Annotated in this window: 20 protein-coding genes; 16 read left to right on the top strand and 4 right to left on the bottom strand. The window is 72.2% G+C overall.

Annotated elements, in window-relative coordinates:
• The first annotated feature begins 62 nt into the window (after positions 1–62).
• A complete protein-coding gene (locus OG866_RS08210) occupies positions 63–788 on the top strand; it encodes a class I SAM-dependent methyltransferase (RefSeq protein ID WP_329332881.1) in 726 nt (241 codons plus the stop codon).
• A gap of 26 nt (positions 789–814) precedes the next feature.
• On the opposite strand, the gene lpdA is transcribed toward OG866_RS08210, so the two are convergent.
• On the bottom strand, positions 815–2,227 hold the full coding sequence (gene lpdA, locus OG866_RS08205) for a dihydrolipoyl dehydrogenase (RefSeq protein WP_329343984.1): 1,413 nt from the start codon (positions 2,225–2,227) through the stop codon (positions 815–817).
• A 144-nt stretch (positions 2,228–2,371) separates the two neighbouring features.
• Here lpdA and OG866_RS08200 point away from each other — a divergent pair, with 144 nt between their 5' ends.
• From OG866_RS08200 to OG866_RS08160, 9 genes are all read left to right on the top strand, one after another.
• A complete protein-coding gene (locus OG866_RS08200; protein ID WP_329332879.1) occupies positions 2,372–3,205 on the top strand; it encodes a M55 family metallopeptidase in 834 nt (277 codons plus the stop codon).
• Positions 3,198–4,502 (top strand): M20/M25/M40 family metallo-hydrolase, encoded by a 1,305-nt coding sequence (locus tag OG866_RS08195; protein WP_329332877.1) that lies wholly within the window; start codon positions 3,198–3,200, stop codon positions 4,500–4,502. The genes OG866_RS08200 and OG866_RS08195 overlap by 8 nt, the downstream gene beginning before the upstream one ends.
• A gap of 4 nt (positions 4,503–4,506) precedes the next feature.
• Positions 4,507–6,471: a dipeptidyl-peptidase 5 gene (locus tag OG866_RS08190; protein WP_329332875.1), complete on the top strand. Its 1,965-nt coding sequence runs from the start codon at positions 4,507–4,509 to the stop codon at positions 6,469–6,471.
• A complete protein-coding gene (locus tag OG866_RS08185; RefSeq protein WP_329332873.1) occupies positions 6,468–7,391 on the top strand; it encodes a S66 peptidase family protein in 924 nt (307 codons plus the stop codon). Before OG866_RS08190 ends, OG866_RS08185 begins: the two co-directional genes overlap by 4 nt.
• 57 nt (positions 7,392–7,448) lie before the next feature.
• A complete protein-coding gene (locus OG866_RS08180) occupies positions 7,449–9,248 on the top strand; it encodes a CocE/NonD family hydrolase (protein ID WP_443063504.1) in 1,800 nt (599 codons plus the stop codon).
• Positions 9,249–9,317: 69 nt separating this feature from the next.
• Positions 9,318–9,560, top strand: a complete 243-nt coding sequence (locus tag OG866_RS08175; RefSeq protein ID WP_329332869.1) for a LapA family protein — start codon at positions 9,318–9,320, stop codon at positions 9,558–9,560.
• A gap of 19 nt (positions 9,561–9,579) precedes the next feature.
• Entirely contained in the window at positions 9,580–10,158 is a 579-nt protein-coding gene (locus OG866_RS08170; RefSeq protein ID WP_329332867.1) for a GNAT family N-acetyltransferase, read from the top strand.
• Between the two features lie 8 nt (positions 10,159–10,166).
• Positions 10,167–11,066, top strand: a complete 900-nt coding sequence (locus tag OG866_RS08165) for an arginase family protein (protein ID WP_329332866.1) — start codon at positions 10,167–10,169, stop codon at positions 11,064–11,066.
• Between the two features lie 40 nt (positions 11,067–11,106).
• Positions 11,107–13,017 carry a DUF5107 domain-containing protein gene (locus tag OG866_RS08160; protein WP_329332864.1) on the top strand — a complete coding sequence of 637 codons (1,911 nt, stop codon included), beginning with the start codon at positions 11,107–11,109 and terminating at the stop codon, positions 13,015–13,017.
• Here the strand turns inward: OG866_RS08160 and OG866_RS08155 are convergent, their stop codons facing one another.
• Complete coding sequence (locus tag OG866_RS08155; protein ID WP_329332862.1) at positions 13,018–13,365, bottom strand: VOC family protein; 348 nt, start codon at positions 13,363–13,365, stop codon at positions 13,018–13,020. It abuts the gene before it with no gap.
• Positions 13,366–13,494: 129 nt separating this feature from the next.
• On the opposite strand from OG866_RS08155, the gene OG866_RS08150 reads away from it, so the two are divergent.
• Positions 13,495–14,034, top strand: coding sequence for a phage holin family protein (locus OG866_RS08150; RefSeq protein ID WP_329332861.1), 540 nt, complete (start codon positions 13,495–13,497; stop codon positions 14,032–14,034).
• Positions 14,035–14,040: 6 nt separating this feature from the next.
• On the top strand, positions 14,041–15,072 hold the full coding sequence (locus tag OG866_RS08145; RefSeq protein ID WP_443063503.1) for an SDR family oxidoreductase: 1,032 nt from the start codon (positions 14,041–14,043) through the stop codon (positions 15,070–15,072).
• 40 nt (positions 15,073–15,112) lie between these two features.
• Here the strand turns inward: OG866_RS08145 and OG866_RS08140 are convergent, their stop codons facing one another.
• Both OG866_RS08140 and OG866_RS08135 read right to left on the bottom strand, forming a co-directional pair.
• Entirely contained in the window at positions 15,113–16,204 is a 1,092-nt protein-coding gene (locus tag OG866_RS08140) for an enolase C-terminal domain-like protein (RefSeq protein WP_329332860.1), read from the bottom strand.
• A 2-nt stretch (positions 16,205–16,206) separates the two neighbouring features.
• The gene (locus OG866_RS08135; RefSeq protein WP_329332858.1) at positions 16,207–17,166 is read right to left on the bottom strand and encodes an LLM class F420-dependent oxidoreductase; all 960 of its coding nucleotides are present in this window, start codon (positions 17,164–17,166) and stop codon (positions 16,207–16,209) included.
• A gap of 139 nt (positions 17,167–17,305) precedes the next feature.
• On the opposite strand from OG866_RS08135, the gene OG866_RS08130 reads away from it, so the two are divergent.
• The 4 genes from OG866_RS08130 (at position 17,306) to OG866_RS08115 (ending at position 22,521) form a co-directional block, all read left to right on the top strand.
• Positions 17,306–19,297, top strand: coding sequence for an FAD-dependent oxidoreductase (locus OG866_RS08130; RefSeq protein WP_329332856.1), 1,992 nt, complete (start codon positions 17,306–17,308; stop codon positions 19,295–19,297).
• Positions 19,294–21,141, top strand: coding sequence for a transketolase (locus OG866_RS08125; RefSeq protein WP_329332855.1), 1,848 nt, complete (start codon positions 19,294–19,296; stop codon positions 21,139–21,141). Before OG866_RS08130 ends, OG866_RS08125 begins: the two co-directional genes overlap by 4 nt.
• Positions 21,138–22,061 carry a non-homologous end-joining DNA ligase gene (gene ligD / locus OG866_RS08120; protein WP_329332854.1) on the top strand — a complete coding sequence of 308 codons (924 nt, stop codon included), beginning with the start codon at positions 21,138–21,140 and terminating at the stop codon, positions 22,059–22,061. The genes OG866_RS08125 and ligD overlap by 4 nt, the downstream gene beginning before the upstream one ends.
• A 106-nt stretch (positions 22,062–22,167) precedes the next feature.
• Complete coding sequence (locus OG866_RS08115; protein WP_329332852.1) at positions 22,168–22,521, top strand: gas vesicle protein GvpO; 354 nt, start codon at positions 22,168–22,170, stop codon at positions 22,519–22,521.
• The last annotated feature ends 15 nt before the right edge of the window (positions 22,522–22,536 follow it).

Below are 22,536 nucleotides of genomic sequence, written 5' to 3'. Positions count from 1 at the left end.
GCGATAAACCGTACTGGCCCGTCAGGCGCGGCGGGCCGCCTTCGCATCCTGGGGAGTTGGGCATGAGCGTGACGAGTCGGTACCGGGAGGCCTGGGAGGGCTTCTGGCGGGAAGCCCCCGAGGAACCGGGGGCGGTGTTCTGGGACGCGGAGCCCGCGCTCACGGTCGGCCTCCATCTCGCCCTGTTCGAACCCCAGTTGACCGACCCCGGGCTGCCCCTGGTCGACCTGGGCTGCGGCAACGGAACCCAGACCCGCTTCCTCGCCGACCGCTTCCCGCATGTCCTCGGCGTCGACCTGTCCGAGGCCGCCGTCGAGCACGCCCGGCACGCCGACCCCGCGGGACAGGCCGGCTACCGGGTGCTCGACGCCGCCGAGAAGGGCGAGGCGGAGTCGCTGCACGCGGAACTCGGCGACGCCAACGTCTATGTGCGGGGCGTGCTGCACCAGTGCGAGCCCGACGACCGGCAGCCCTTCGTCGACGCCCTTGCCGCACTCCTCGGCGAGCGCGGCCGGGCCTTCCTCGTCGAGCTCTCCGAGTCCGCCAAGCCGGTGCTGATGGGCCTGGCCCAGAGCGCCTCGGGGCCGCCGCCCAAGCTGGCCCCGATCTTCCGCCACGGCATCGCGCCCGGCGAGGTCTCCGACGCGGCGGTCCCGGAGTATCTGCGGGCGGCCGGCCTCACCGTCCTGGCGAGCGGCGAACTGCCGCTCACCACAACGGAGTACACGGCCGACGGAGCCCGGATCGAACTGCCCTCGACGTGGCAGGTGGTGGGCCGGACGGCCTGACGAGGACGCTTGACGGGCCGGCCGGCTCACATGTTGATCATGTGGCCGGCCAGTCCGTGCACGGCCTCCTTGACGGCCTCGCTCAGCGTCGGATGCGCGTGCACATTGCGGGCGACCTCGTGGACGGTGAGGTCCCACTGCTGGGCCAGCGTCAGTTCGGGCAGCAACTCGGTGACGTCGGGGCCGATCAGATGGCCGCCGATCAGCTCGCCGTACTTGGCGTCGCTGATGAGCTTGACGAAGCCGGTGGTGTCACCGAGGCCGTGGGATTTGCCGTTCGCGGTGAACGGGAACTTGGCGACCTTGACGTCGTAGCCCAGTTCACGGGCCTGGGCCTCGGTGTAGCCGAAGCTGGCGATCTGGGGCTGGCAGAAGGTGGCCCGCGGGATCATGGCGTAGTCGAGCTCCATGGTCTCCGCGTCGGCGAGGGTCTCGGCGGCGATGATGCCCATGGCCTCGGCGGTGTGCGCGAGCATCAGCTTGGCGGTGACGTCACCGATGGCGTACAGGTGCGGCACGGAGGTGCGGCAGCGGCCGTCGACGTCGATCGCGCCGCGCTCGGTGAGGGCGACGCCGGTGTTCTCCAGGCCGTAGCCGGAGATGTTCGGGGCGAAGCCGATGGCCTGGAGCACCTTGTCGGCCTCCAGGACCTGCTGCGCGCCGTCCTTGCCGGTGACGGTGACGCGCACCTGGGGGCCGGACTCGTCGATGGCGTCGACGCGGGTGGAGGTGAGGACGTCGATGCCCAGCTTGCGGTACTGGCGGGCGAGCTCGGCGGAGACCTCGGCGTCCTCCAGAGGTGCCATGCGGTCGAGGAACTCGACGATCGTGACCTTCACCCCGTAGTTGTGCAGGACGTAGGCGAACTCGATGCCGATGGCGCCGGCGCCCGCGACGACGATGGACTGCGGGAGGTCGTCGGCCAGGATCTGCTCCTCGAAGGTCACCACGCGCGCGCTGCGCTTGGTGCCGGGCAGCAGCTTGGGGGTGGCGCCGGTGGCGATGATGCAGTGCTCGAAGCCGATGGTCCGCGTGTTGCCCTCGTAGTTGGTGACCTGGAGGGTGTGCGGGTCGAGGAAAGTGCCGCGGCCGTCCACCTCGGTGATCTTGTTCTTCTTCATCAGGTAGTGGACGCCCTTGACCCGGCCGTCCGCGACCTTGCGGCTGCGGCGGAAGGCCTCGCCGTAGTCGAAGGAGACCTGGCCGTCGACCTTGATGCCGAAGGTCTTCGCCTCATGGGTGAAGAGGTGCGCCAGCTCGGCGTTGCGCAGCAGGGCCTTGGTGGGGATGCAGCCCACGTTCAGACAGACGCCGCCCCAGTACTTCTCCTCGACGACCGCGACCCGCTTGCCCAGCTGGGCGGCCCGGACGGCGGCGACATAACCACCGGGCCCCGCCCCGAGAACCACGACGTCGTAGTGTTCGTCCTGCTCGACCATCGGTCGTCCCTCTTCCATCGGTCCTGCCTTGGTTCAACTGCTGTTCCGGGATCGATTCTGCGTCCCCGCCCGGTCCGCCGCCACAGAGATCAGGCGGGTGTGGACGGTGACCTGAGGCACAGGCGGCGCGTAACGTGAAGCACCATGAAGATCCTCATCAGCGCCGACATGGAGGGCGCCACCGGTGTGACCTGGCCGGCCGACGTGCTGCCGGGGACACCTCAGTGGGAGCGGTGCCGGGCGATGTTCACCTCGGACGTGAACGCCGCCGTGCTGGGCTTCTTCGACGGCGGCGCCGACGAGGTGCTGATCAACGAGGCGCACTGGACCATGCGCAACCTGCTCCTGGAGCACCTCGACGACCGCGCCGAGATGCTCACCGGACGGCACAAGGCGCTGTCCATGGTCGAGGGCGTGCAGCACGGGGACGTGGACGGCATCGCCTTCGTCGGCTACCACGCGGGCGCCGGCATGGAGGGCGTCCTCGCGCACACCTATCTCGCCAACTCCATCACCGGTGTGTGGGTGAACGACGAACGGGCCAGTGAAGGACTGCTCAACGCGCGCGTGGTCGCCGAGTACGGGGTACCCGTGGTCCTGGTCACCGGTGACGACGTGGCCTGCGAGGACGCGCTCGGGTACGCGCCCGGGGCGCTGAAGGTCGCGGTCAAGGACCATGTGTCGCGGTACGCCGCCGTGTGCCGTACGCCGGCCAGGACCGCCGCCGACATCCGCGCGGCGGCCAAGGAGGCGGCGGCCCTGGCGGTGCGTCATGAACCGGTCGACGCGGGGCCGTTCACGATCGCGCTGGAGTTCGACGCCGAGCATCTGGCCCAGGCGGCGACCGTCGTGCCGGGCGTGGGGCGGATCGGCGAGCGGAAGGTGGCGTACACCAGCGCCACCATGTACGAGGGAATTCGTGCCTTCAAGGCGGTCACCACGATCGTCTCGGCCGCGGTGGAGGAGCAGTATGGCTGACGGGCAGGCGCTGGACGAGGTCGTGACGTTCACGTCCGACCTGATCCGCATCGACACCACCAACCGGGGCGGAGGCGACTGCCAGGAGCGCCCGGCCGCCGAGTACGCGGCGGAGCGGCTCGCCGGGGCGGGCCTGGAACCGGTGCTGCTGGAACGCGCCAAGGGCCGTACGAACGTCGTCGCCCGGATCGAGGGCACCGACCCGTCGGCGGACGCGCTGCTCGTCCACGGTCATCTGGACGTGGTGCCGGCCGAGGCCGGGGACTGGAGCGTGCACCCGTTCTCCGGGGAGATCCGCGACGGGGTGGTGTGGGGCCGGGGCGCCGTCGACATGAAGAACATGGACGCGATGATCCTCGCCGTGGTCCGGTCCTGGGCCCGTGCGGGCGTACGGCCCCGGCGGGACGTCGTGATCGCGTTCACCGCCGACGAGGAGGCCAGCGCCGAGGACGGCTCCGGGTTCCTCGCCGACCGGCATCCCGGGCTGTTCGAGGGCTGCACCGAGGGCGTCAGCGAGTCGGGGGCGTTCACCTTCCACGACGGCGCCGGGCGCCAGATCTACCCCATCGCGGCCGGTGAGCGCGGCACGGGCTGGCTGAAGCTCACCGCGCGCGGCCGGGCCGGACACGGCTCCAAGGTGAACCGGGAGAACGCGGTCACCCGGCTGGCCGCAGCGGTCACCCGCATCGGAGAGCACGAGTGGCCGCTGCGGCTCACCCCGACCGTACGGGCCGCCCTCACCGAACTCGCCGTCCTGTACGGCATCGAGCCCGACCTCACCGACGTGGACACCCTGCTGGACAAGCTGGGACCGGCCGCCAAGCTGGTCGAGCCGACCGTGCGCAACAGCGCCAACCCGACCATGCTGGACGCCGGTTACAAGCTCAACGTGATTCCCGGGGAGGCCGTCGCGTATGTCGACGGACGGTATCTGCCGGGCGGCGAGGACGAGTTCCGCACGACCCTCGACCAACTGACCGGACCGGACGTCGAGTGGGAGTTCCACCACCGCGAGGTCGCGCTCCAGGCACCGCTGGACTCACCCACGTACGCCCTCATGCGGGCGGCCGTCGAGGAGTTCGCACCGGAAGGACATGTGGTGCCGTACTGCATGTCCGGCGGCACCGACGCCAAGCAGTTCTCGCGCCTCGGCATCACCGGCTACGGATTCGCGCCGCTGAAGCTCCCCGAGGGCTTCGACTACCAGGCTCTCTTCCACGGCGTGGACGAGCGGGTCCCGGTCGAGGCGCTGCACTTCGGCGTCCGCGTCCTCGACCGGTTCCTGCGCACCGCCTAGGCACATGGGGGACGACGTGCAGACCTTGCCCTTCGGATCGTGGCCCTCGCCCATCGACGCGGCCCTCGCCGCCGCGCACGACGGGCACCCCGAGTGGGTGGGCTTCGTCGGCGACGAGGCGTGGTGGACCGAGCCACGGCCCACCGAGGGCGGCCGACGCACGCTGGTGCGACGCCACGCCGACGGCGGCGAGGAGTCGGTGCTCCCGGCGCCGTGGAACGTCCGCAGCCGGGTCATCGAGTACGGCGGTCAGCCCTGGGCCGGTGTCGTTCAGGACGGCCGACCCCTCGTCGTCTTCGTGAACTTCGCCGACCAGCGCCTGTACCGGTACGAGACCGGCGGCGACCCGCGTCCGCTCACCCCCGTCTCCCCGGTGGGCGGCGGACTGCGCTGGGCGGACCCGGTGCTGCGCCCCGACCGGGGCGAAGTGTGGTGCGTCCTGGAGGAGTTCACCGGCGACGGGCCCACCGACCTCCGCCGAGTCCTCGCCGCCGTGCCGCTGGACGGCTCGGCCGCCCAGGACCGGGACGCCGTACGGGAACTGACCGACGCCCGGCACCGGTTCGTCACCGGACCGCGGATCTCACCCGACGGGCGGCACGTGGCCTGGCTCGGCTGGGACCATCCGCGGATGCCCTGGGACGGCACGGAGCTGATCCTGGCCCAGACACGGGAGGACGGCACCCTGCAAGCCGCCCGCACGGTCGCCGGCGGACCCGACGAATCCATCGCCCAGGTCGACTGGTCCCACGACGGGGCCCTGCTGTACGCGAGCGACCGCACCGGCTGGTGGAACCTCTACCGCGACGGCCAGCCACTGTGCCCGCGGGAGGAGGAGTTCGGCGGGCCGCTGTGGAAACTGGGGCAGCGCTGGTTCGCGCCGCTGGAGAGCGGGCTGATCGCCGTCGTCCACGGCCGGGGCGCCACCGCGCTCGGGATACTGGACCCGGAGACCGCCGAGGTCGTCGACGCCGCGGGCCCCTGGACCGAGTTCGCGCCCACCCTCGCGGTGCACGGCGAGCGGGTGGTCGCCGTCGGGGCCAGTCCGCGCAGCGCCCACGAGGTGGTGGAGCTGGACACCCGCACCGGCCGCGCGAGGGTGATCGGCGCCTGCCACGACGACTCCGTGGACCCCGCGTACTACCCCGAGCCGCAGATCCGCACCTTCACCGGGCCCGCCGGACGCGAGATCCACGCCCACATCTACCCGCCCCACCACCCCGGTTGTGTCGCCCCCGGCGACCGGCTTCCGCCGTACGTGGTGTGGGCGCACGGCGGTCCGACCAGCAGGGCGCCCCTCGTCCTCGACCTGTCCATCGCCTACTTCACCTCCCGTGGCATCGGCGTCGCCGAGGTCAACTACGGCGGCTCGACCGGGCACGGCCGGGAGTACCGCAACCGGCTGCGCGAGCAGTGGGGCGTCGTCGACGTCGAGGACTGCGCGGCCGTCGCGCTCGCCCTCGCCGACGAGGGCACCGCCGACCGGGACCGGCTGGCGATCCGCGGCGGCAGCGCCGGCGGCTGGACCGCGGCAGCCTCGCTCACCGCGACCGACGTCTACGCCTGCGGCACCATCGTCTACCCCATCCTCGACCTGGCCGGCTGGGCCGAGGGGGAGACCCACGACTTCGAGTCGCAGTACCTGGAGACGCTCGTCGGACCGCTCGCCGAGGCGCCCGCACGCTACGCGGAACGCTCGCCCACCGAGCACGCCGACCGGATCACCGCGCCCTTCCTGCTGCTCCAGGGCCTGGACGACGTGATCTGCCCGCCCGCCCAGTGCGAGCGGTTCCTGGCCCGGATGGAGGGGCGCCGGGTGCCGCACGCCTACCTCGCCTTCGAGGGGGAGGGACACGGCTTCCGGCGCGCGGACACCATGATCAGGGCCCTGGAGGCTGAACTCTCCCTCTACGCACAGGTCTTCGTGCTCAACCCGCCCGGCATCCCGACCCTGGAGCTCAGCAAGTGACAGAACTCGTCCGGCCGTCCCGCCTCGCCCCCGGCGCTCGGGTCGCCGTCGTCGCGCCCAGCGGTCCGGTGCCCGAGGAGCGGTTGCAGGCCGGGCTCGACGTGCTGCGCGGCTGGGACCTCGACCCGGTGGTGGCACCCCATGTGCTGGACCGGCACGGCGAGTTCACCTACCTCGCGGGCACCGACGCGGACCGCGCCGCCGACCTCCAGGCCGCCTGGTGCGACCCGGCCGTGGACGCGGTGCTGTGCGCCCGCGGCGGCTACGGCGTCCAGCGGATGATCGACCTGCTCGACTGGGACGCCATGCGGGCGGCCGGGCCCAAGGTGTTCGTCGGCTTCAGCGACATCACCGTGCTGCACGAGGCGTTCGCCACCCGGCTCGGCCTCGCCACGCTGTACGGGCCGATGGCGGCCGGGGTCGACTTCATCAAGAACGCCCGGGCCCAGGACCATCTGAAGGCCACCCTGTTCGCCCCGGAGACGGTCCGCACGATCGCCTCCGGCGGCACACCGCTGGTGTCCGGCCGGGCCCGGGGCGTCACGCTGGGCGGGTGTCTCTGTCTGCTCGCCGCCGACCTGGGCACCCCGCACGCCCGGCCCTCCGCGCGCGGCGGGCTGCTGTGTCTGGAGGACGTGGGGGAGGAGACGTACCGCATCGACCGCTATGTCACCCAACTCCTGCGCGCGGGCTGGCTGGACGGGGTGCGGGGGGTGCTGCTCGGGTCCTGGCAGGACTGTGACCCCTATGAGCGGGTGCGGGCGCTGCTCGTCGACCGGCTCGGCGGGCTCGGCGTGCCGGTCGTGGAGGAGTTCGGGTTCGGCCACTGTGACGGGGCGTTGACGATCCCGTTCGGAGTGGCGGCCGAACTCGACGCGGACAGCGGCACGTTGACCCTGATGGAGCCCGCTCTCCACTGAATCTCCGTCAAGAAACCCTCGTCTCGGTGATTGACCGCGCCTGACACGTGTCACACCATGACTACCGGCCGGTACGTACCGGTTGGTAGGTCGGGTTGTCCTCAGCGTGGAGGTCTCGTGTCCCGTCGTGTGCTCGGCTACAGCGTTCCGCTCGCTCTCCTGCTCGGTGCCACACTCGCCACAGCCGCCCCCGCCACAGGCCAATACACCGTCACCGCCCTGAAGTTCACCGTCCAGACGGGCGGTCGCGCGTGCACGATCGACGCCGATCTGTACCGTCCCACCGGTGTCGACCGGGCGCCCGCCGTGCTCGCCACCAACGGCTTCGGCGGCAGCAAGTCCGACGGCTCCACCGACATGATCGGCAAGGCCTTCGCGGAGCGCGGCTATGTCTCACTCGTCTACTCGGGCCTCGGCTTCGGCGACTCCGGCTGTCTGATCTCGCTCGACGACCCGGCCATCGACGGCCGCGCCGCCTCCCGGCTCATCGACTTCCTCGCCGGGAAACGGGCCGCCGACGACGGCACCAAGGCCGACTTCGTCACCCTCGACGGCAAGGGCGACCCGCGCGTCGGCATGATCGGCGGCTCCTACGGCGGCGCCGTCCAACTGGCGACGGCCGCCGTCGACCACCGGGTGGACGCGCTCGTGCCGATGATCACCTGGAACGACCTGGCGTACGCCCTGGACCCGAACAACGCCGCGCGCGAGGTGCCCGGCGCCTTCAAGTGGCAGTGGACCAACGGCTTCTACCTCATCGGCGAGAGCCAGCCCCTGACCACGGTGAACCTGGACCCGTCCCGCATCAACTCCCTCGGCTGTCTGCACTTCGTCACCGACGCCTGCGACACCGTCCGCACCCTCAACTCCGACAGCTACCCCGCCGCCGAGACCGCCGACCTGCTCTCCTACGCCCGCAGCGTCTCCCCGGTCACCTACCTCGACCGCGTGACGGCGCCCACGCTCCTCGTCCAGGGCCAGGCCGACAGCCTCTTCAACCTCAACGAGGCGACCGCGACGTACAAGAAACTCAAGGCGCAGGGCACGACCACCAAGATGATCTGGCAGTCCTGGGGCCACAGCGGGGGCCAGGCCGCCGGTGAACTCGACCTGAGCCAGGGCAACCTGGAGTCCAGCTACGTCGGCAAGCGCGTCCTCGCCTGGTTCGACCGCTATCTGCGCAAGCAGAAGGGCACCGACACCGGCCCGGCCTTCGCCTACTACCGCGACTGGATCACCGACCCGAACGGTACCTACGCCACCGCCGGCAGCCTCCCCGTGCTCAGCCAGAAGCTGTACCTGTCCGGCGACGGCAAGCTCGTCGACAACCGCGGCAAGGTGACGCGCGGCAGCCGGACGTACACCAACGGGCTCGTCCCGACCAGCCACTCCGAGAGCTCGCTGGCCGGGATCGTCGGACTGCCCGACCCGGCGCCCTACGACACCCAGGGCACCTACCTCGGCTGGACCAGCGAGCCGCTCGCCCGCACCACCGACGTCGTGGGCGCGCCGAAGGCCACGCTCAAGGTCGTCTCGCCCAAGGCCGAGCGGACGCAGAACTCCGGGAACGCCGCCGACAAGCTCGTCCTGTTCGCCAAGCTCTACGACGTCGCGCCCGACGGCACCCAGACGCTGGTGCACCGGCTGGTCGCACCGGTCCGGGTGCCGGACGTCACCCGGAGCTTCACCGTGACGCTGCCGGGGATCGTCCACCGGTACGAGAAGGGGCACCGGCTGCGGTTCGTGGTCGCGGCGAGTGACGACGCCTACTTCGGGAACCGGGGGATCAAGCCGGTGACGGTGGTGAGCGGGCCGGGGCAGCCGGGGGCGCTGGAGCTGCCGGTGGTGGGCGGCTAGCCCCGCCCCGGTCACCCGAGGGGCGGCGCCCCGCGCGCGTGTGCCGGGCTCCGGGACCACCCTGGTCGCATGAGCCCGAAGACCTCCGCGAGCGGCAGTGGCGCCGGCGGCAAGAGCAGTGCGGTGACGCCCGCGAGGATCGTCGTCCTGCTGCTCGCCGTCCTCGCCCTGATCTTCATCTTCGAGAACACCGGCCAGACCAAGATCAGACTGCTGATCCCCGAGGTGACCATGCCGCTGTGGACGGCCCTGCTGGCCACGGGCGTCATCGGGGCGCTGTGCGGGGCCTATTTCATGAAGCGCCGAAGCTAGCCCGTCGTAGGGTGACGGGATGCCGCACACCTCATCCCGTTTCCTTGTCGAGGGTCCTCGCGTGGGGATACGCCACATCACGTACGAGGACGGTGCCGAGTTCACGGCCCGGGCCCGGGAGAGCAAGGAGCTGCATCAGCCGTGGCTGTTCCCGCCGGACAGCGCGAGCGGGTTCGCGGCCTTCGCGCGGCGGCTGATCGAGGACCCGACCAAGGTCGGGTTCCTGGTGTGCGAGAAGGCCGGCGAGCAGGGCGACGAGCAGGGCGACGGGGCCATCGCCGGGTACATCAACATCAACAACATCGTCGAGGGCGCCTTCCTCAGCGGGGCGCTCGGGTACGGGGCCTTCGCCCATGCCGCCGGGCGCGGGCTGATGCGGGAGGGGCTCGGGCTCGTCGTGCGGTACGCCTTCGGCGGGATGCGGCTGCACCGGCTGGAGATCAACGTGCAGCCCGCCAACGCCGCCTCCATCGCCCTCGCCCGCTCCTGCGGCTTCCGTCTTGAGGGCTACTCGCCGCACATGCTCTACATCGACGGGGCCTGGCGGGACCACGAGCGGTGGGCCATCACCACCGAGATGACCCGGAAAGCGGGGTGACGGCGCCGATGCGTACCCGTGTGGTCCTGGACGCCCCCTCCAACCTCGGGCTGCGCCCGCCCGCCCCCGGTGCCGTCCCCGGCTGCTACAAGCTTGCCGGGGCCCTGCGCGAGCAGCGGATCGTACAGAGGCTGGGCGCGCTGGAGGGCGGTGTGGTGGTGCCGCCGCGCTACGACCGGGGTGACTGGCAGGAGGGTGACGGGGTGTTCAACGCGGCCGCTCTGGCGGCCTACACCGTGAAGCTCGCCGACCGGGTCGAGCGGCATGTGCGGGCCGGGGAGTTCCCGGTGGTGCTCGGCGGTGACTGCTCGATCCAGCTCGGTGCCTCCCTCGCGCTGCGCCGGCTGGGCCGCTACGGGCTGGTCGCGGTGGACGCCTCCGCCGACTTCCGGCACCCCGGCAACTCCGACCGCGTCGGGGCGGCGGGCGGCGAGGAGGTGGCCCTCGGCACCGGGCGCGGACAGGACGACCTCACGAACCTGGAGGGGCTCAGGCCTTATCTGCGGGACGAGGACGTACGGCTCTTCGGCAACCGGGACGCGTTCGAGGACGACCGCGCCGAACTCGCCGCCCTGAAGATCCCGGTCGTCACCGTCGGCGACATCCGGGAGTGGGGTGCGCAGGCGTTGGCGCGGGCCACCGTCGAGGCCTTCGGGATTCCCGAACTGGACGGGTTCTGGGTCCACTTGGACGCCGATGTCCTCGATCCGTCCGTGATGCCGGCGGTGGACAGTCCGGACGCGGAGGGGCTGATGCCGGACGAACTCATCTCCCTGCTCCGGCCGTTGCTGGCTTCCGCGCACTGCGTCGGCCTCAACGTCACCATCTACGACCCCGATCTCGACCCGGACGGCACGGCGGGCGCCCTCCTCGCCGACATCGTCGTGTCCGCCTTTGCCCAATCCTGACCGGTAGCGCCCCTGTTCAGCTCCCGGGGGAGCGGCTTCCATGGTGATCGTGACGACGATCCGACGTGACGTACTGACGCTGCCCGCAGCGGAGTTGGGGCCCGACAACCCGCTGCCTCCGCTGCGGCCCCTGGACGAGCTGCACCGGGTCGAGGACCGGGACGGACTGCCGCGGGAGATGGCCCGGCAGATCGGGTACGAGCCGCTGCGCAGCCTGCTGCCCGTGCGCGTCCGGGACGGCTACGAGCGGGCGCGTGAGCCGCGCGCGATCGACACGCTCGTCATCGAGAACGACCGGCTGCGGGCCACCGTGCTGCCCGGTCTCGGCGGCCGGATCGCCTCCCTCGTCCACAAGTCGACCGGCCGTGAACTCCTTTACCGCAACCCGGTGTTCCAGCCCGCCGACTTCGCCCTCAACGGCGCCTGGTTCTCCGGTGGCATCGAGTGGAACATCGGTGCCACCGGCCACACCACCCTCGCCTGCGCGCCCTTGCACGCCGCCCGGGTCGCCGCCCCCGACGGCGGCGAGATGCTGCGGCTGTGGGAGTGGGAACGGCTGCGCGACCTGCCCTTCCAGGTCGACCTCTGGCTGCCGGAGGACTCCGACTTCCTGTACGTCGGGGTCCGCGTCCGCAATCCGCACGAGCGGCCGGTGCCGACCTACTGGTGGTCCAACATCGCGGTGCCGGAAGAGCGCCGGGTGCTCGCTCCCGCGGAGGAGGCGTGGCACTTCGGGTACGAACGCCGGCTGCGCCGGGTACCCGTCCCGTCGTACGAGGAGATACGACAACACCCGTACGCCGCCGACTACTTCTACGAACTCCCCGAAGAGCGCCGCCGCTGGATCGCCGCCCTCGACGACGACGGGAACGGGCTGGTGCAGACGTCCACCGACGTGCTGCGCGGGCGCAAGCTGTTCATCTGGGGCGCGGGGCGGGGCGGGCGGCGCTGGCAGGAGTGGCTGACCGAGCCCGGCACCGGCGGCTACTGCGAGATCCAGGCGGGGCTGGCCCGTACCCAGTTGGAGCATGTGCGGCTGGACGGGGAGAGCGAGGTGGCGTGGCTGGAGGCGTACGGGCCGCTGAGCTGCACGCCCGTGGTCGACGAGGTGGAGGCGCGGCTGGAGGCCGTGCTGCCGCGTGCCGACGTCGAGGCCGCGTACGCCCGCTGGAAGCCGTGCGCCGACACCGAACCCGGCGAGATCCTCGCCGGCGGTTCCGGCTGGGGCGCGCTCGAAGTGCTGCGCGCCGACTGGAAGCTGCCCGGCACCCCCTTCGACGAGACCACCCTCGGCGAGGAGCAGGAGCCGTGGTCGCGGCTGCTGCGGGTCGGCGCGCTGCCGGAGCCGCGACGGGTGCGGCCGCCCGGCGAGACGCTGGTCGCCCCGCAGTGGCGGGACATGCTGGAGACCGCGCCCGCCACCCCGCACACCGAGTACCACCTCGGCATCGCCCAGTGGCACGCCGGGGACCGGGCACAGGCGGTGCGCAGTTGGGAGCGGGCCCTCGCACTCGCCCCGTCCGTCTGGCCCTTGCTGCGCTGTCTCGCGGTCGCCGACCGGGAGATCGGCGACCATGAGCGGGCCGCCGACCGGTACGCCGAGGCCTTCGACGACCTGTGCCGGGAGCGGCGGGACGCGGGGGAGCGGTGGACCGCCGCCACGGCCGCGCTGGGGCGCGAGGCGATCGAGGCGCTGCTCGCGGTGCGGCGCACGGCTGCGGCGCGGGCCGTGTGGGAGCGGCTGCACCCCGCGACCCGGGCCCGCGGGCGGTTCCGGCTGATCGAGGCCGGGCTGCTGCTCGCCGAGGGACGGCGGGACGAGGCGCGCGCCGTCTACGACGAGGGGTTCGAGGTCGCGGACCTGCGGGAGGGCGCGGAGGCGGTGGGGCGCCTGTGGGAACGGATCAGCGACGAGCCGATCCCGGCGCGCTACGACTTCCGCATGCGGTGACTACGCGCCCCGGTCCACGTACTCGTACACCGCCCCGTCCGGATGCATCGCGATCAGGTTGCGGCCCGCCGGTGTGCCGACCGGGCCCGCGATGATGCGCGCGCCCAGCTCGGTCAGGACCCGGTGGGCTTCGTCGACGTCCTTGACGGCGATGGTGGCCGCGACCTTGCGGAGGATGTCCAGTTCCGCCGCGGGGCCGCTCATCAGGAGGAAGCAGCCGACGGCGGCGACCTGGACGCCGCCGCGCTCGAAGCGCAGGGCGGTGCCGCCCGCCAGGCGTTCGTAGAAGGGGACCGCGGTCTCCAGGTCGTCGACGCAGACGCGCAGCGTGGCTCCCAGAATGTCCATGCGGACGAGCCTAGTTGGGGCGGCCGGGGCGAGGAGATCGTTTCACGTGATCTCCTCGCCCCGGCCATGGGGAGCCGGCGGCCCGGGCGGGTCGCGTTATGCGTACGGGTGTGCGGGTACCCGGCGGCCATGGACCGCTTGGATCATCTGGAACACCTGGACAAGCATCTCGTCGACGAGCTGGCGCAGGTGGCGCGCGAGACCGTGCGCGACGAACTGCGCGAACAGACTCGCAAGCAGCGCCGCACGGCCATGCTGTACGCCGCGTCCGGCGCGGTCGCCCTGTACGCGGGCGCGGCCCTGGCCCTCACGCTGGGGCTGGCCCTCGCCCTCGGCCTGCCCGACTGGTCCGCGGCGCTGATCACCGCGGCCGTCCTCGGTGTCGTCGCGTTCGTGCTGCGAGGCATGGCCCGGCCGTCAGCGGCCCGACCCACGTCGGAGCATGAGGCCGAACTCGCCACGGGCCGTGACCGGGTCGTGGGCGGTACGGCCCCCGGCGCGCCGCCGAGCGGGCTCGGCATGCCGTATCCGCCGATGCCGCCCGTCGCGCCCGGTGGCGTCGGCGGGGCGACCGGCGCACCCGGTGCGGGTACGCCGGCGGCCGGGGCACCCGGCGCGGCACCGCGGCCCGACGACATCGACCCCGAGCAGCCGCACCACCGGGCGTGATGCGGCGTGGTGCGGCCTTGGGGCGCGCTCTCCCGGCACGGCAGGGTCGTGGTGGTGACCGGCGCCAGCGGCGGCGTGGGACGGGCCACGGCCCTGGCCTTCGCCGCCCGGGGCGACCGGGTCGCCCTGCTGGCCCGGGGCCGCGAAGGACTCGCCGCGGCGGCGGACGAGGTGCAGCGGGCCGGCGGTGAGGCGCTCGTCGTCCCCGTCGACATGTCCGACGCCAAGGCCGTCGACGACGCGGCGCAGAAGGTCGCCGACACGTTCGGCGGCGTGGACGTCTGGGTCAACAACGCCTTCGCCGGGGTCTTCGCCCCGTTCACCGAGGTCACCGCGGACGAGTTCCGGCGGGTGACCGAAGTGACGTATCTGGGCTGTGTGTTCGGCACCCGGGCGGCGCTGCGGCACATGCTGCCCCGCGACCGGGGGACGGTGGTGCAGGTCGGTTCGGCGCTCGCGTACCGCGGGATCCCGTTGCAGTCCGCGTACTGCGGGGCGAAGCACGCCATCCAGGGGTTCAACGAGTCGCTGCGCTGCGAGCTGTTGCACGCCGGCAGCGGCGTCCGTACCACGATGGTGCAGCTCCCCGCCGTCAACACCCCCCAGTTCGACTGGGTGTTGAGCCGGATGCCGGGACGGGCCCGGCCCGTCGCACCGGTGTACCAGCCGGAAGTGGCGGCACGAGCGATCGTGCACGCCGCGTCCCACGGGCGGCGGCGGGAGTACTGGGTCGGGGGCTCGACGGTGGCGACGCTGCTGGCCAACGCGGTGGCCCCGGGCCTGCTGGACCGGTACCTGGCACGCAACGCCTTCGAGGCACAGCAGGACGGCTCGGCTCAGGGCGGGGTGGGCAACCTGTGGAGCCCTGCCGACGGGCCCCATGGACAGGACTTCGGGGCGCACGGGCGGTTCGACGAGGAGTCACTGCCGGCCAGCAAGCAGGAGTGGCTCTCGCGCAACCGGGGGCGGGCGGGGGCCGCGCTCGTGATGGGCGCGGGGGCACTGACGGCCCGGTCCGTGTGGCGTCGGCGTCGGTGAGTACGTCGTCACGGTGGCGTCGGCGTCGCTGAGTTCACCGTCACGCCACCCTGAACTCCCGTGCGTCCTCCGCCCGTAGGGTCAGGCCGTGGCCGATGCCCGCCGTGGGGCGGATCGTGCCGCCCGTCGGGTCCAGGGCTCCGTCGAAGAGCATGTCCTCGATGCGGACGTGGTCGTGGAACCACTCCATGTGGCGCAGGTTGGGCAGGGACGCGGCGGCCGCCGCGTGGGCGTGCGGGGCGCAGTGGGTGGAGACGTCCAGGCCGTGGGCCTGGGCGAGGGACGCCGCCCGGAGGAACTCCGTGAGGCCGCCGCAACGGGTCGCGTCGATCTGGAGGCAGTCGACCGCGCCGGCGGAGATCATGCGGGCGAAGTAGGGCAGGTCGTAGCCGTACTCGCCCGCCGTCACGTCACACGCGAGCGCGTCCCGGACCAGCCTGAGACCCGGCAGATCGTCCGAGGACACCGGCTCCTCGAACCAGCCCACGCCCAGCTCGGCGAGCGTTCCGCCGACGCGGACCGCCTGCTTACGGGTGTACGCGCCGTTCGCGTCGACGTACAACTCGGCCTGGGAGCCGATGACCTGACGGGCCGCGCGGACGCGGGCGAGATCCCGGGGGACCGAACGGCCCCAGCTCTCGCCGATCTTGATCTTCACGCGCGGGATCTGCTGCCCATGCACCCAGCCGCCCAACTGGGCCGCCAGGTGCCGGTCGTCGTACGTCGTGAAGCCGCCGCTGCCGTACACCGGGACCCGTTCGCGGACGGTGCCCAGGAGGTGGGCGAGAGGGAGTTCCAGGAGGCGGGCCTTCAGGTCCCACAGCGCGATGTCGAGGGCCGAGATCGCGCACGCGGCGATGCCCTGGCGGCCCGCGTTGCGCACCGACCGGCACATGACCTCATGGGTCGCTGGGATGTCCAGCGCACTGCGGTCCTCGACCAGCGGGGCGAGGTGCTCGCGCAGGAAGTCGCCGACCGCCTGCGGGCCGTACGTCCAGCCGGTGCCCGTCGCGTCGCCCGCCGTCACCTCGGTGATCACGATCGTGGTCGAGTCCCAGCTCAGCGTGCCGTCGGCCTCGGGTGCGTCGGTCGGCACGGTGTAGACCGAGACCGCCGGACGATGCAGCCTCATCGTCAGTCCTGCTGGAGCTGCGGCAGCACCTTCGTACGGTAGAAGTCGAAGAAGCCGCGCTGGTCGGGGCCGATCTGGTTGACGTAGACCCGGTCGAAGCCCGCGTCGGCGAAGGCCGACAGGGCCGCCACATGCTCGTCGACGTCGTCGCCGCACACCGCCTTGTCGCGCACCATGTCCTCGGTGACCAGCGTCTGCGCCTGCTCGAAGTGGCTCGGCGAGGGCAGCACCTGGGCCAGCTCGCCCGGCAGGAACTGGTTGGCCCACAGACGGTGCACGGTGCGTACCGCCTCGTCGCGGTCCGTGCCGTAGCAGACCTTCGTCCCGCCGCTCACGAGCTTCGCGCCCCCGCCGCCCTTGCGGAACTGCTCCACCATCGACTCCTCCGGCATCATCGTGATGTAGCCGTCGCCCACCCGGGCCGCCAGCGCGGTCGCCGCCGGGCCGAAGCCCGAGATGTCGATGGGCACGGGCTCGTCGGGGACCGTGTAGAGGCGGGCGTTCTCCACCGTGTAGTGGGTGCCGTGGTGGCTGACCTCCTCGCCGGTGAACAGCCGGCGCATGATCTGGATCGACTCCTCCAGCATCTCCAGGCGTACGCTCGCCGGCGGCCAGACATGGCCCACGATGTGCTCGTTGAGGGCCTCGCCGCTGCCCACGCCGAGCCGGAAACGGCCCTCGGTCATGACCGCCGTGGTCGCCGCGGCCTGGGCGATCACCGCGGGATGCGTGCGTACGGTCGGGCAGGTCACCGCCGTCTCCACCGGCAGCGACACCGCCTCCGAGAGCGCTCCGAGCACCGACCAGACGAACGGGCTCTGGCCCTGCGCGTCGTTCCACGGGTGGTAGTGGTCGGAGATCCACAGAGCGCGGAAACCGGCCTGCTCGGCCATGCGTGCCTGCTCGACGAGATCCGCGGGACCGAACTCCTCGCAGGACAGGAAGTAGCCGTACTCGGGCATGGGGGACCTCCAACGACAGCTGTACGAGGGCACGCTCCGGGTACCCGGCGGCGACGACAGAAACCGGCGCACGTTTGGTCACCCTGGCCAGGGGGACGCGGAAGGCTCCCGAGGTACGCGACAGCCCCGGAGGCGCGCTGTGAGTCGACCCCGCATCGTGATCGTCGGCGCCGGTTTCGCCGGGTACCGGACGGCCCGCACGCTGTCCCGGCTCACCCGGCACCAGGCCGAGATCACCCTGCTGAACCCGACCGACTACTTCCTGTACCTGCCCCTGCTGCCCCAGGTCGCCGCCGGACTCCTGGAACCACGCCGGGTCACCGTCTCCCTCTCCGGCACCCTGCCCCGGGTCCGGCTGGTGCTCGGCGAGGCCGACGGGATCGACCTCGACGAACGCGCCGTGCGGTACACGGACCCCGAGGGCGTCAGCGGCGTCCTGCCCTACGACCGGCTGGTCATCGCCGTCGGCAGCGTCAACAAACTGCTGCCGATCCCCGGCGTCGCCGAGCACGCGCACGGATTCCGCGGGCTGCCCGAGGCGCTGTACCTGCGCGATCACGTCACCCGGCAGATGGAGCTCGCCGCCGCGGCCGACGACCCGAAGAGCTGCGCCGCCCGCCGCACCTTCGTGGTGGTCGGCGCCGGCTACACCGGTACCGAGGTCGCCGCGCACGGGCAGATGTACACCGACGCCCAGGCCCGCAGGCAGCCGCCGCGCGACGGCGTACGGCCGCGCTGGATACTCCTGGACATCGCGCCGCGGGTCCTGCCCGAGATGGACGAACGGCTCTCCCGCACCGCCGACCGGGTGCTGCGCGAGCGCGGCGTCGACGTCCGGACGGGCACCTCCGTGAAGGAGGCCACGCACGGCGGGGTCCTGCTGAGCGACGGGGAGTTCGTGGACACGCGGACGCTGGTGTGGTGCGTCGGCGTACGGCCCGATCCGCTTGTCGAAGGGGTCGGGCAACCCCTGGAGCGGGGGCGGCTGATCGTGGATCCGTACCTCCAGGTGCCGGGTCGGCCCGAGGTGTTCGCGTGCGGGGACGCGGCCGCCGTGCCCGACCTGAACACACCTGGTTCCTTCACGCCGATGACCGCGCAGCACGCCTGGCGGCACGGGGACGTCGCGGCCCGCAATGTCGCCGCCTCGCTCGGCATCGGCACGCGGCGCGCCTATCGCCATCGCGACCTGGGCTTCGTCGTCGACCTGGGTGGCGCGAAGGCCGCGGCCAATCCGCTGGGCGTGCCCCTGCCCGGGCCGCTCGCGGGACTCGTCACCCGCGGCTACCACCTCGCGGCGATGCCCGGCAACCGGGTCCGGGTCGCCGCCGACTGGCTGCTGGATTCCGTACTGCCGCGCCAGACCGTCCAGTTGGGACTCGTCCGCTCCTGGTCGGTCCCGCTGGACACGGCGTCGCCGGAGCTGGCGCGGGTGCCGGGGGGACCGGAGAAGAGGAGCGAGACAGTGAACGCAGCAGCGGAGCCCATGAAGGGCCGGACGGGCGGCGGACCGGCACAGGGCCGCGCCGCCGCCGAACCGGAGAAGACCCGGCCCGGCGGTGAACCCGCCCAGAACCAGCCCGGTGGCGAGCCGGCCAGGAACCAGCCCGGTGGTGAGCCGGCCAGGAATCAGCCTGGTGGTGAGCCGGCCAGGAATCAGCCTGGTGGTGAGCCGGCCAGGAATCAGCCTGGTGGTGGGCCGGCCAGGAATCAGCCTGGTGGTGGGCCGGCCAGGAATCAGCCTGGTGGTGGGCCGGCCAGGAATCAGCCTGGTGGTGAGCCGGCTGCGAATCAGCCTGGTGGTGAGCCGGCCGCGAATCAGCCCGGTGGTGAACCGGCCAAGAACCAGCCCGGTGGCGAGCCGGCCAAGAACCAGCCTGGCGGTGAGCCGGCCGCGAATCAGCCCGGTGGCGAGCCGGCCGCGAATCAGCCTGGCGGTGAGCCGGCCGCGAATCAGCCTGGTGGTGAGCCGGCCGCGAATCAGCCTGGTGGTGAGCCGGCCGCGAATCAGCCTGGTGGTGAAGCCGCCGAGAGCCGGGCCGGCGACGCGCACACCGAGGCCCCCGGCCCGGTCAAGCGCGCCGACATGCCCGACCGTCGTTCCGAAACCCCCGCGGAAGGAGACTCATGAAGTCCGCCGAACTCACCGACCTGGGTCAGCAGTTGCGCGTCGACAGTGTGCGCGCGGCCGATGCCGCGGGGTCGGGGCATCCGACGTCGTCGATGTCCGCCGCCGACCTGATGGCCGTACTCCTCGCCCATCACCTCCGCTATGACTTCGACCGCCCCGCCCACCCCGGCAACGACCGCTTCGTCCTCTCCAAGGGACACGCCTCACCGCTGCTGTACGCCGCCTACAAGGCCGTCGGCGCCCTCGACGACGACGAGCTGCTCACCTTCCGGGAGTCGGGCAGCCGGCTGGAAGGACACCCCACGCCGCGGCGGCTGCCGTGGGTGGAGACCGCCACCGGGTCGCTCGGACAGGGGCTGCCGGTCGGCGTCGGCATCGCGCTGGCCGGCAAGCGGCTGGAGCGCGCCGGATACCGGGTGTGGGTGCTGTGCGGCGACAGCGAACTCGCCGAGGGCTCGGTGTGGGAGGCCGCCGAGCACGCCGCCCACGAACACCTCGACAACCTCACCGCGATCGTCGACGTCAACCGGCTCGGCCAGCGCGGCCCCACCCGGCACGGCCACGACCTGGACGCCTACGCCCGCCGCTTCCAGGCCTTCGGCTGGCACACCGTGGAGGTGGACGGCCACGACGTGGACGCCGTCGACCGGGCATACGGCGAGGCCCTGTCCACCACCGGACAGCCCACCGTGATCCTCGCCCGCACCCTCAAGGGCAAGGGCGTCGAGGCCGTCCAGGACCGCGAGGGACTCCACGGCAAGCCGCTGCCCGACGCCGAGGAGGCGATCGCCGAACTCGGCGGCCCCCGCGACCTGCGGGTCCGTGTGCACGAGCCGCCCGCCGCCCGCATGCTGCACGCCGTACGCGCCGGACACCTCGACCTGCCCACCTGGGACCTCGGGGAGGAGATCGCCACGCGCGACGCCTACGGGCACGCCCTCGCCGCCCTTGGCACCGCCCGCGGTGATGTCGTGGCGCTGGACGGCGAGGTCGGTGACTCCACGCGCGCCGAGCTCTTCGCCAAGGAACATCCCGACCGCTACTTCGAGTGCTACATCGCCGAACAGCAGATGGTCGCCGCCGCGGTGGGACTGGCCGCGCGCGGCTTCGTGCCGTACGCCGCCACCTTCGCCGCCTTCCTCACCCGGGCCCACGACTTCGTCCGCATGGCGTCCATCAGCGGCGCCGGGATCAACCTCGTCGGGTCGCACGCCGGGGTCGCCATCGGGCAGGACGGGCCCTCGCAGATGGGCCTTGAGGACCTGGCGATGATGCGGGCCGTGCACGGCTCGACCGTGCTGTACCCGTGCGACGCGAACCAGACCGCGCAGCTCGTCGCGGCCATGGCCGGGCTCGACGGCATCCGGTATCTGCGCACCTCGCGCGGGAAGAGCCCGGTGATCTACAACTCCGACGAGGAGTTCCCGGTCGGCGGCAGCAAGGTGCTGCGCTCCTCGGACCAGGACCGGCTGACGGTCGTCGCCGCGGGCGTGACCGTGCACGAGGCGCTGGCCGCCGCCGACACCCTCGCGGCGGACGGCATCCGGATCCGGGTCGTCGACCTGTACTCCGTCAAGCCCGTCGACCGGCTCACCCTGCGCCGGGCCGCCGAGGAGACCGGCTGTCTGATGACGGTCGAGGACCACCACGAGGAGGGCGGCCTCGGTGACGCCGTCCTGGACGCGTTCCTGGACGGACGGCCCGTGCCGCGGCTCGTGCGTCTCGGTGTGCGGACGATGCCCGGCTCGGCGTCCCCCGAGGAGCAGCTCCACCTCGTCGGTATCGACGCCGCCGGCATCGCGGCGGCCGGAAAGCTGCTGGTGGAAGAGGCGATCGTGCGGTGACCGACGAGGTGCGGAAGGTGCGGGCCGGACGCCGCACGGTCGAGGTGCACCGGCCCGGCAAGGTGCTCTTCCCGGGGAGCGGGGAGACGAAGGAGTACACCAAGGGCGAGCTCGCCGACTACTACCGGGCCGTCGCCCCCTTCATGCTGCCGCACCTGCGCGGCCGCCCCCTGATGCTGGAACGGCACCCGGACGGTGTCGACGGCCCCCGGTTCATGCAGAAGAACACCCCGGAGAGCTATCCGGACTGGATCACCCGCGTCGAGGTGCCCAAGGAGGGCGGCACCGTCCGCCACACCGTGTGCGACGACTCCGCCACCCTCCTGCACCTCGCCGACCAGGCATGTGTGACCCTGCACCGCTGGCTGTCCCGGGTCGGACGCCTGACGCGGCCCGACCGGATGGTCTTCGACCTCGACCCCTCGGGCGACGACTTCGCCCCCGTGCATACGGCGGCCTGGCTGCTGGCGGAGCTGCTCGACGAGCTGAAGCTGCCGTCCGCGGTGATGACCACCGGCTCGCGGGGACTGCACGTCGTCGTCCCGGTCGACGGCCACGACGACTTCGACGAGGTGCGCGCGTTCGCGAGGGACGTCGCCGACCTCCTCGTCGCCGGGCACCCCGACCGGTTCACCACGGCCGCCCGCAAGAAGGACCGCGGCGACCGCCTCTACCTCGACATCCAGCGCAACGCCTACGCCCAGACCGTGGTCGCTCCCTACACGGTCCGCGCCAGGCCCGGCGCCCCCGTGGCCACCCCGCTGTCCTGGACCCAGCTGGACGACCCGGGCCTCGACGCCCGCCGCTGGACCATCGAGGACGCCGTCGACCAGGCCCGCACCAATCCCTGGGCCGGCGTGCTGGGCAGGGGCCGCGCCCTCGGACCGGCCCGGCGCAGGCTCGACGCGATGCGTGGCTGACGTACGCCCGGGGCGATCTCGTCGACATCCGCACACCTTGGTCGACATCCGCGCACCTCAAAGGTTTGGTCCGCGGGCAGGAGGCCACCCGGAGCGAGAGGTGGCCATGTCGAACACAAAAAACACATCAGACACCCAGAATTCACAACAATCCCCCAAGCGGGCGGAAAGCGACACGGCGGACGACCGGCCGAGCCCCATGCAGGTGCTGCGCGAGGCGCGGACCCAGCTCGCGGAGCTGACCGGCATGGCCGCCGAGACGGTGTCGTCCTTCGAGCAGACGGAGGACGGCTGGTCGCTGGAGATCGAGGTCCTCGAACTCGCCCGCGTGCCCGACACGATGAGCCTGATGGCGAGCTACCAGGTCGACCTCGACCCGGAAGGGCAGCTCACGGGCTACCGGCGCGTCCGCCGCTACGAACGCGGGCGCTCCGACGCACACAGGCCGGGCGGCAGGTAGGCCGCCGTCCCGGTC

Origin of the sequence: Streptomyces sp. NBC_00663, assembly GCF_036226885.1 — a bacterium.
Lineage (GTDB): Bacteria > Actinomycetota > Actinomycetes > Streptomycetales > Streptomycetaceae > Streptomyces.
The sequence above is the reverse complement of the archived record's forward strand: the minus strand, read 5'-3'. Positions and strand labels throughout refer to the sequence as shown.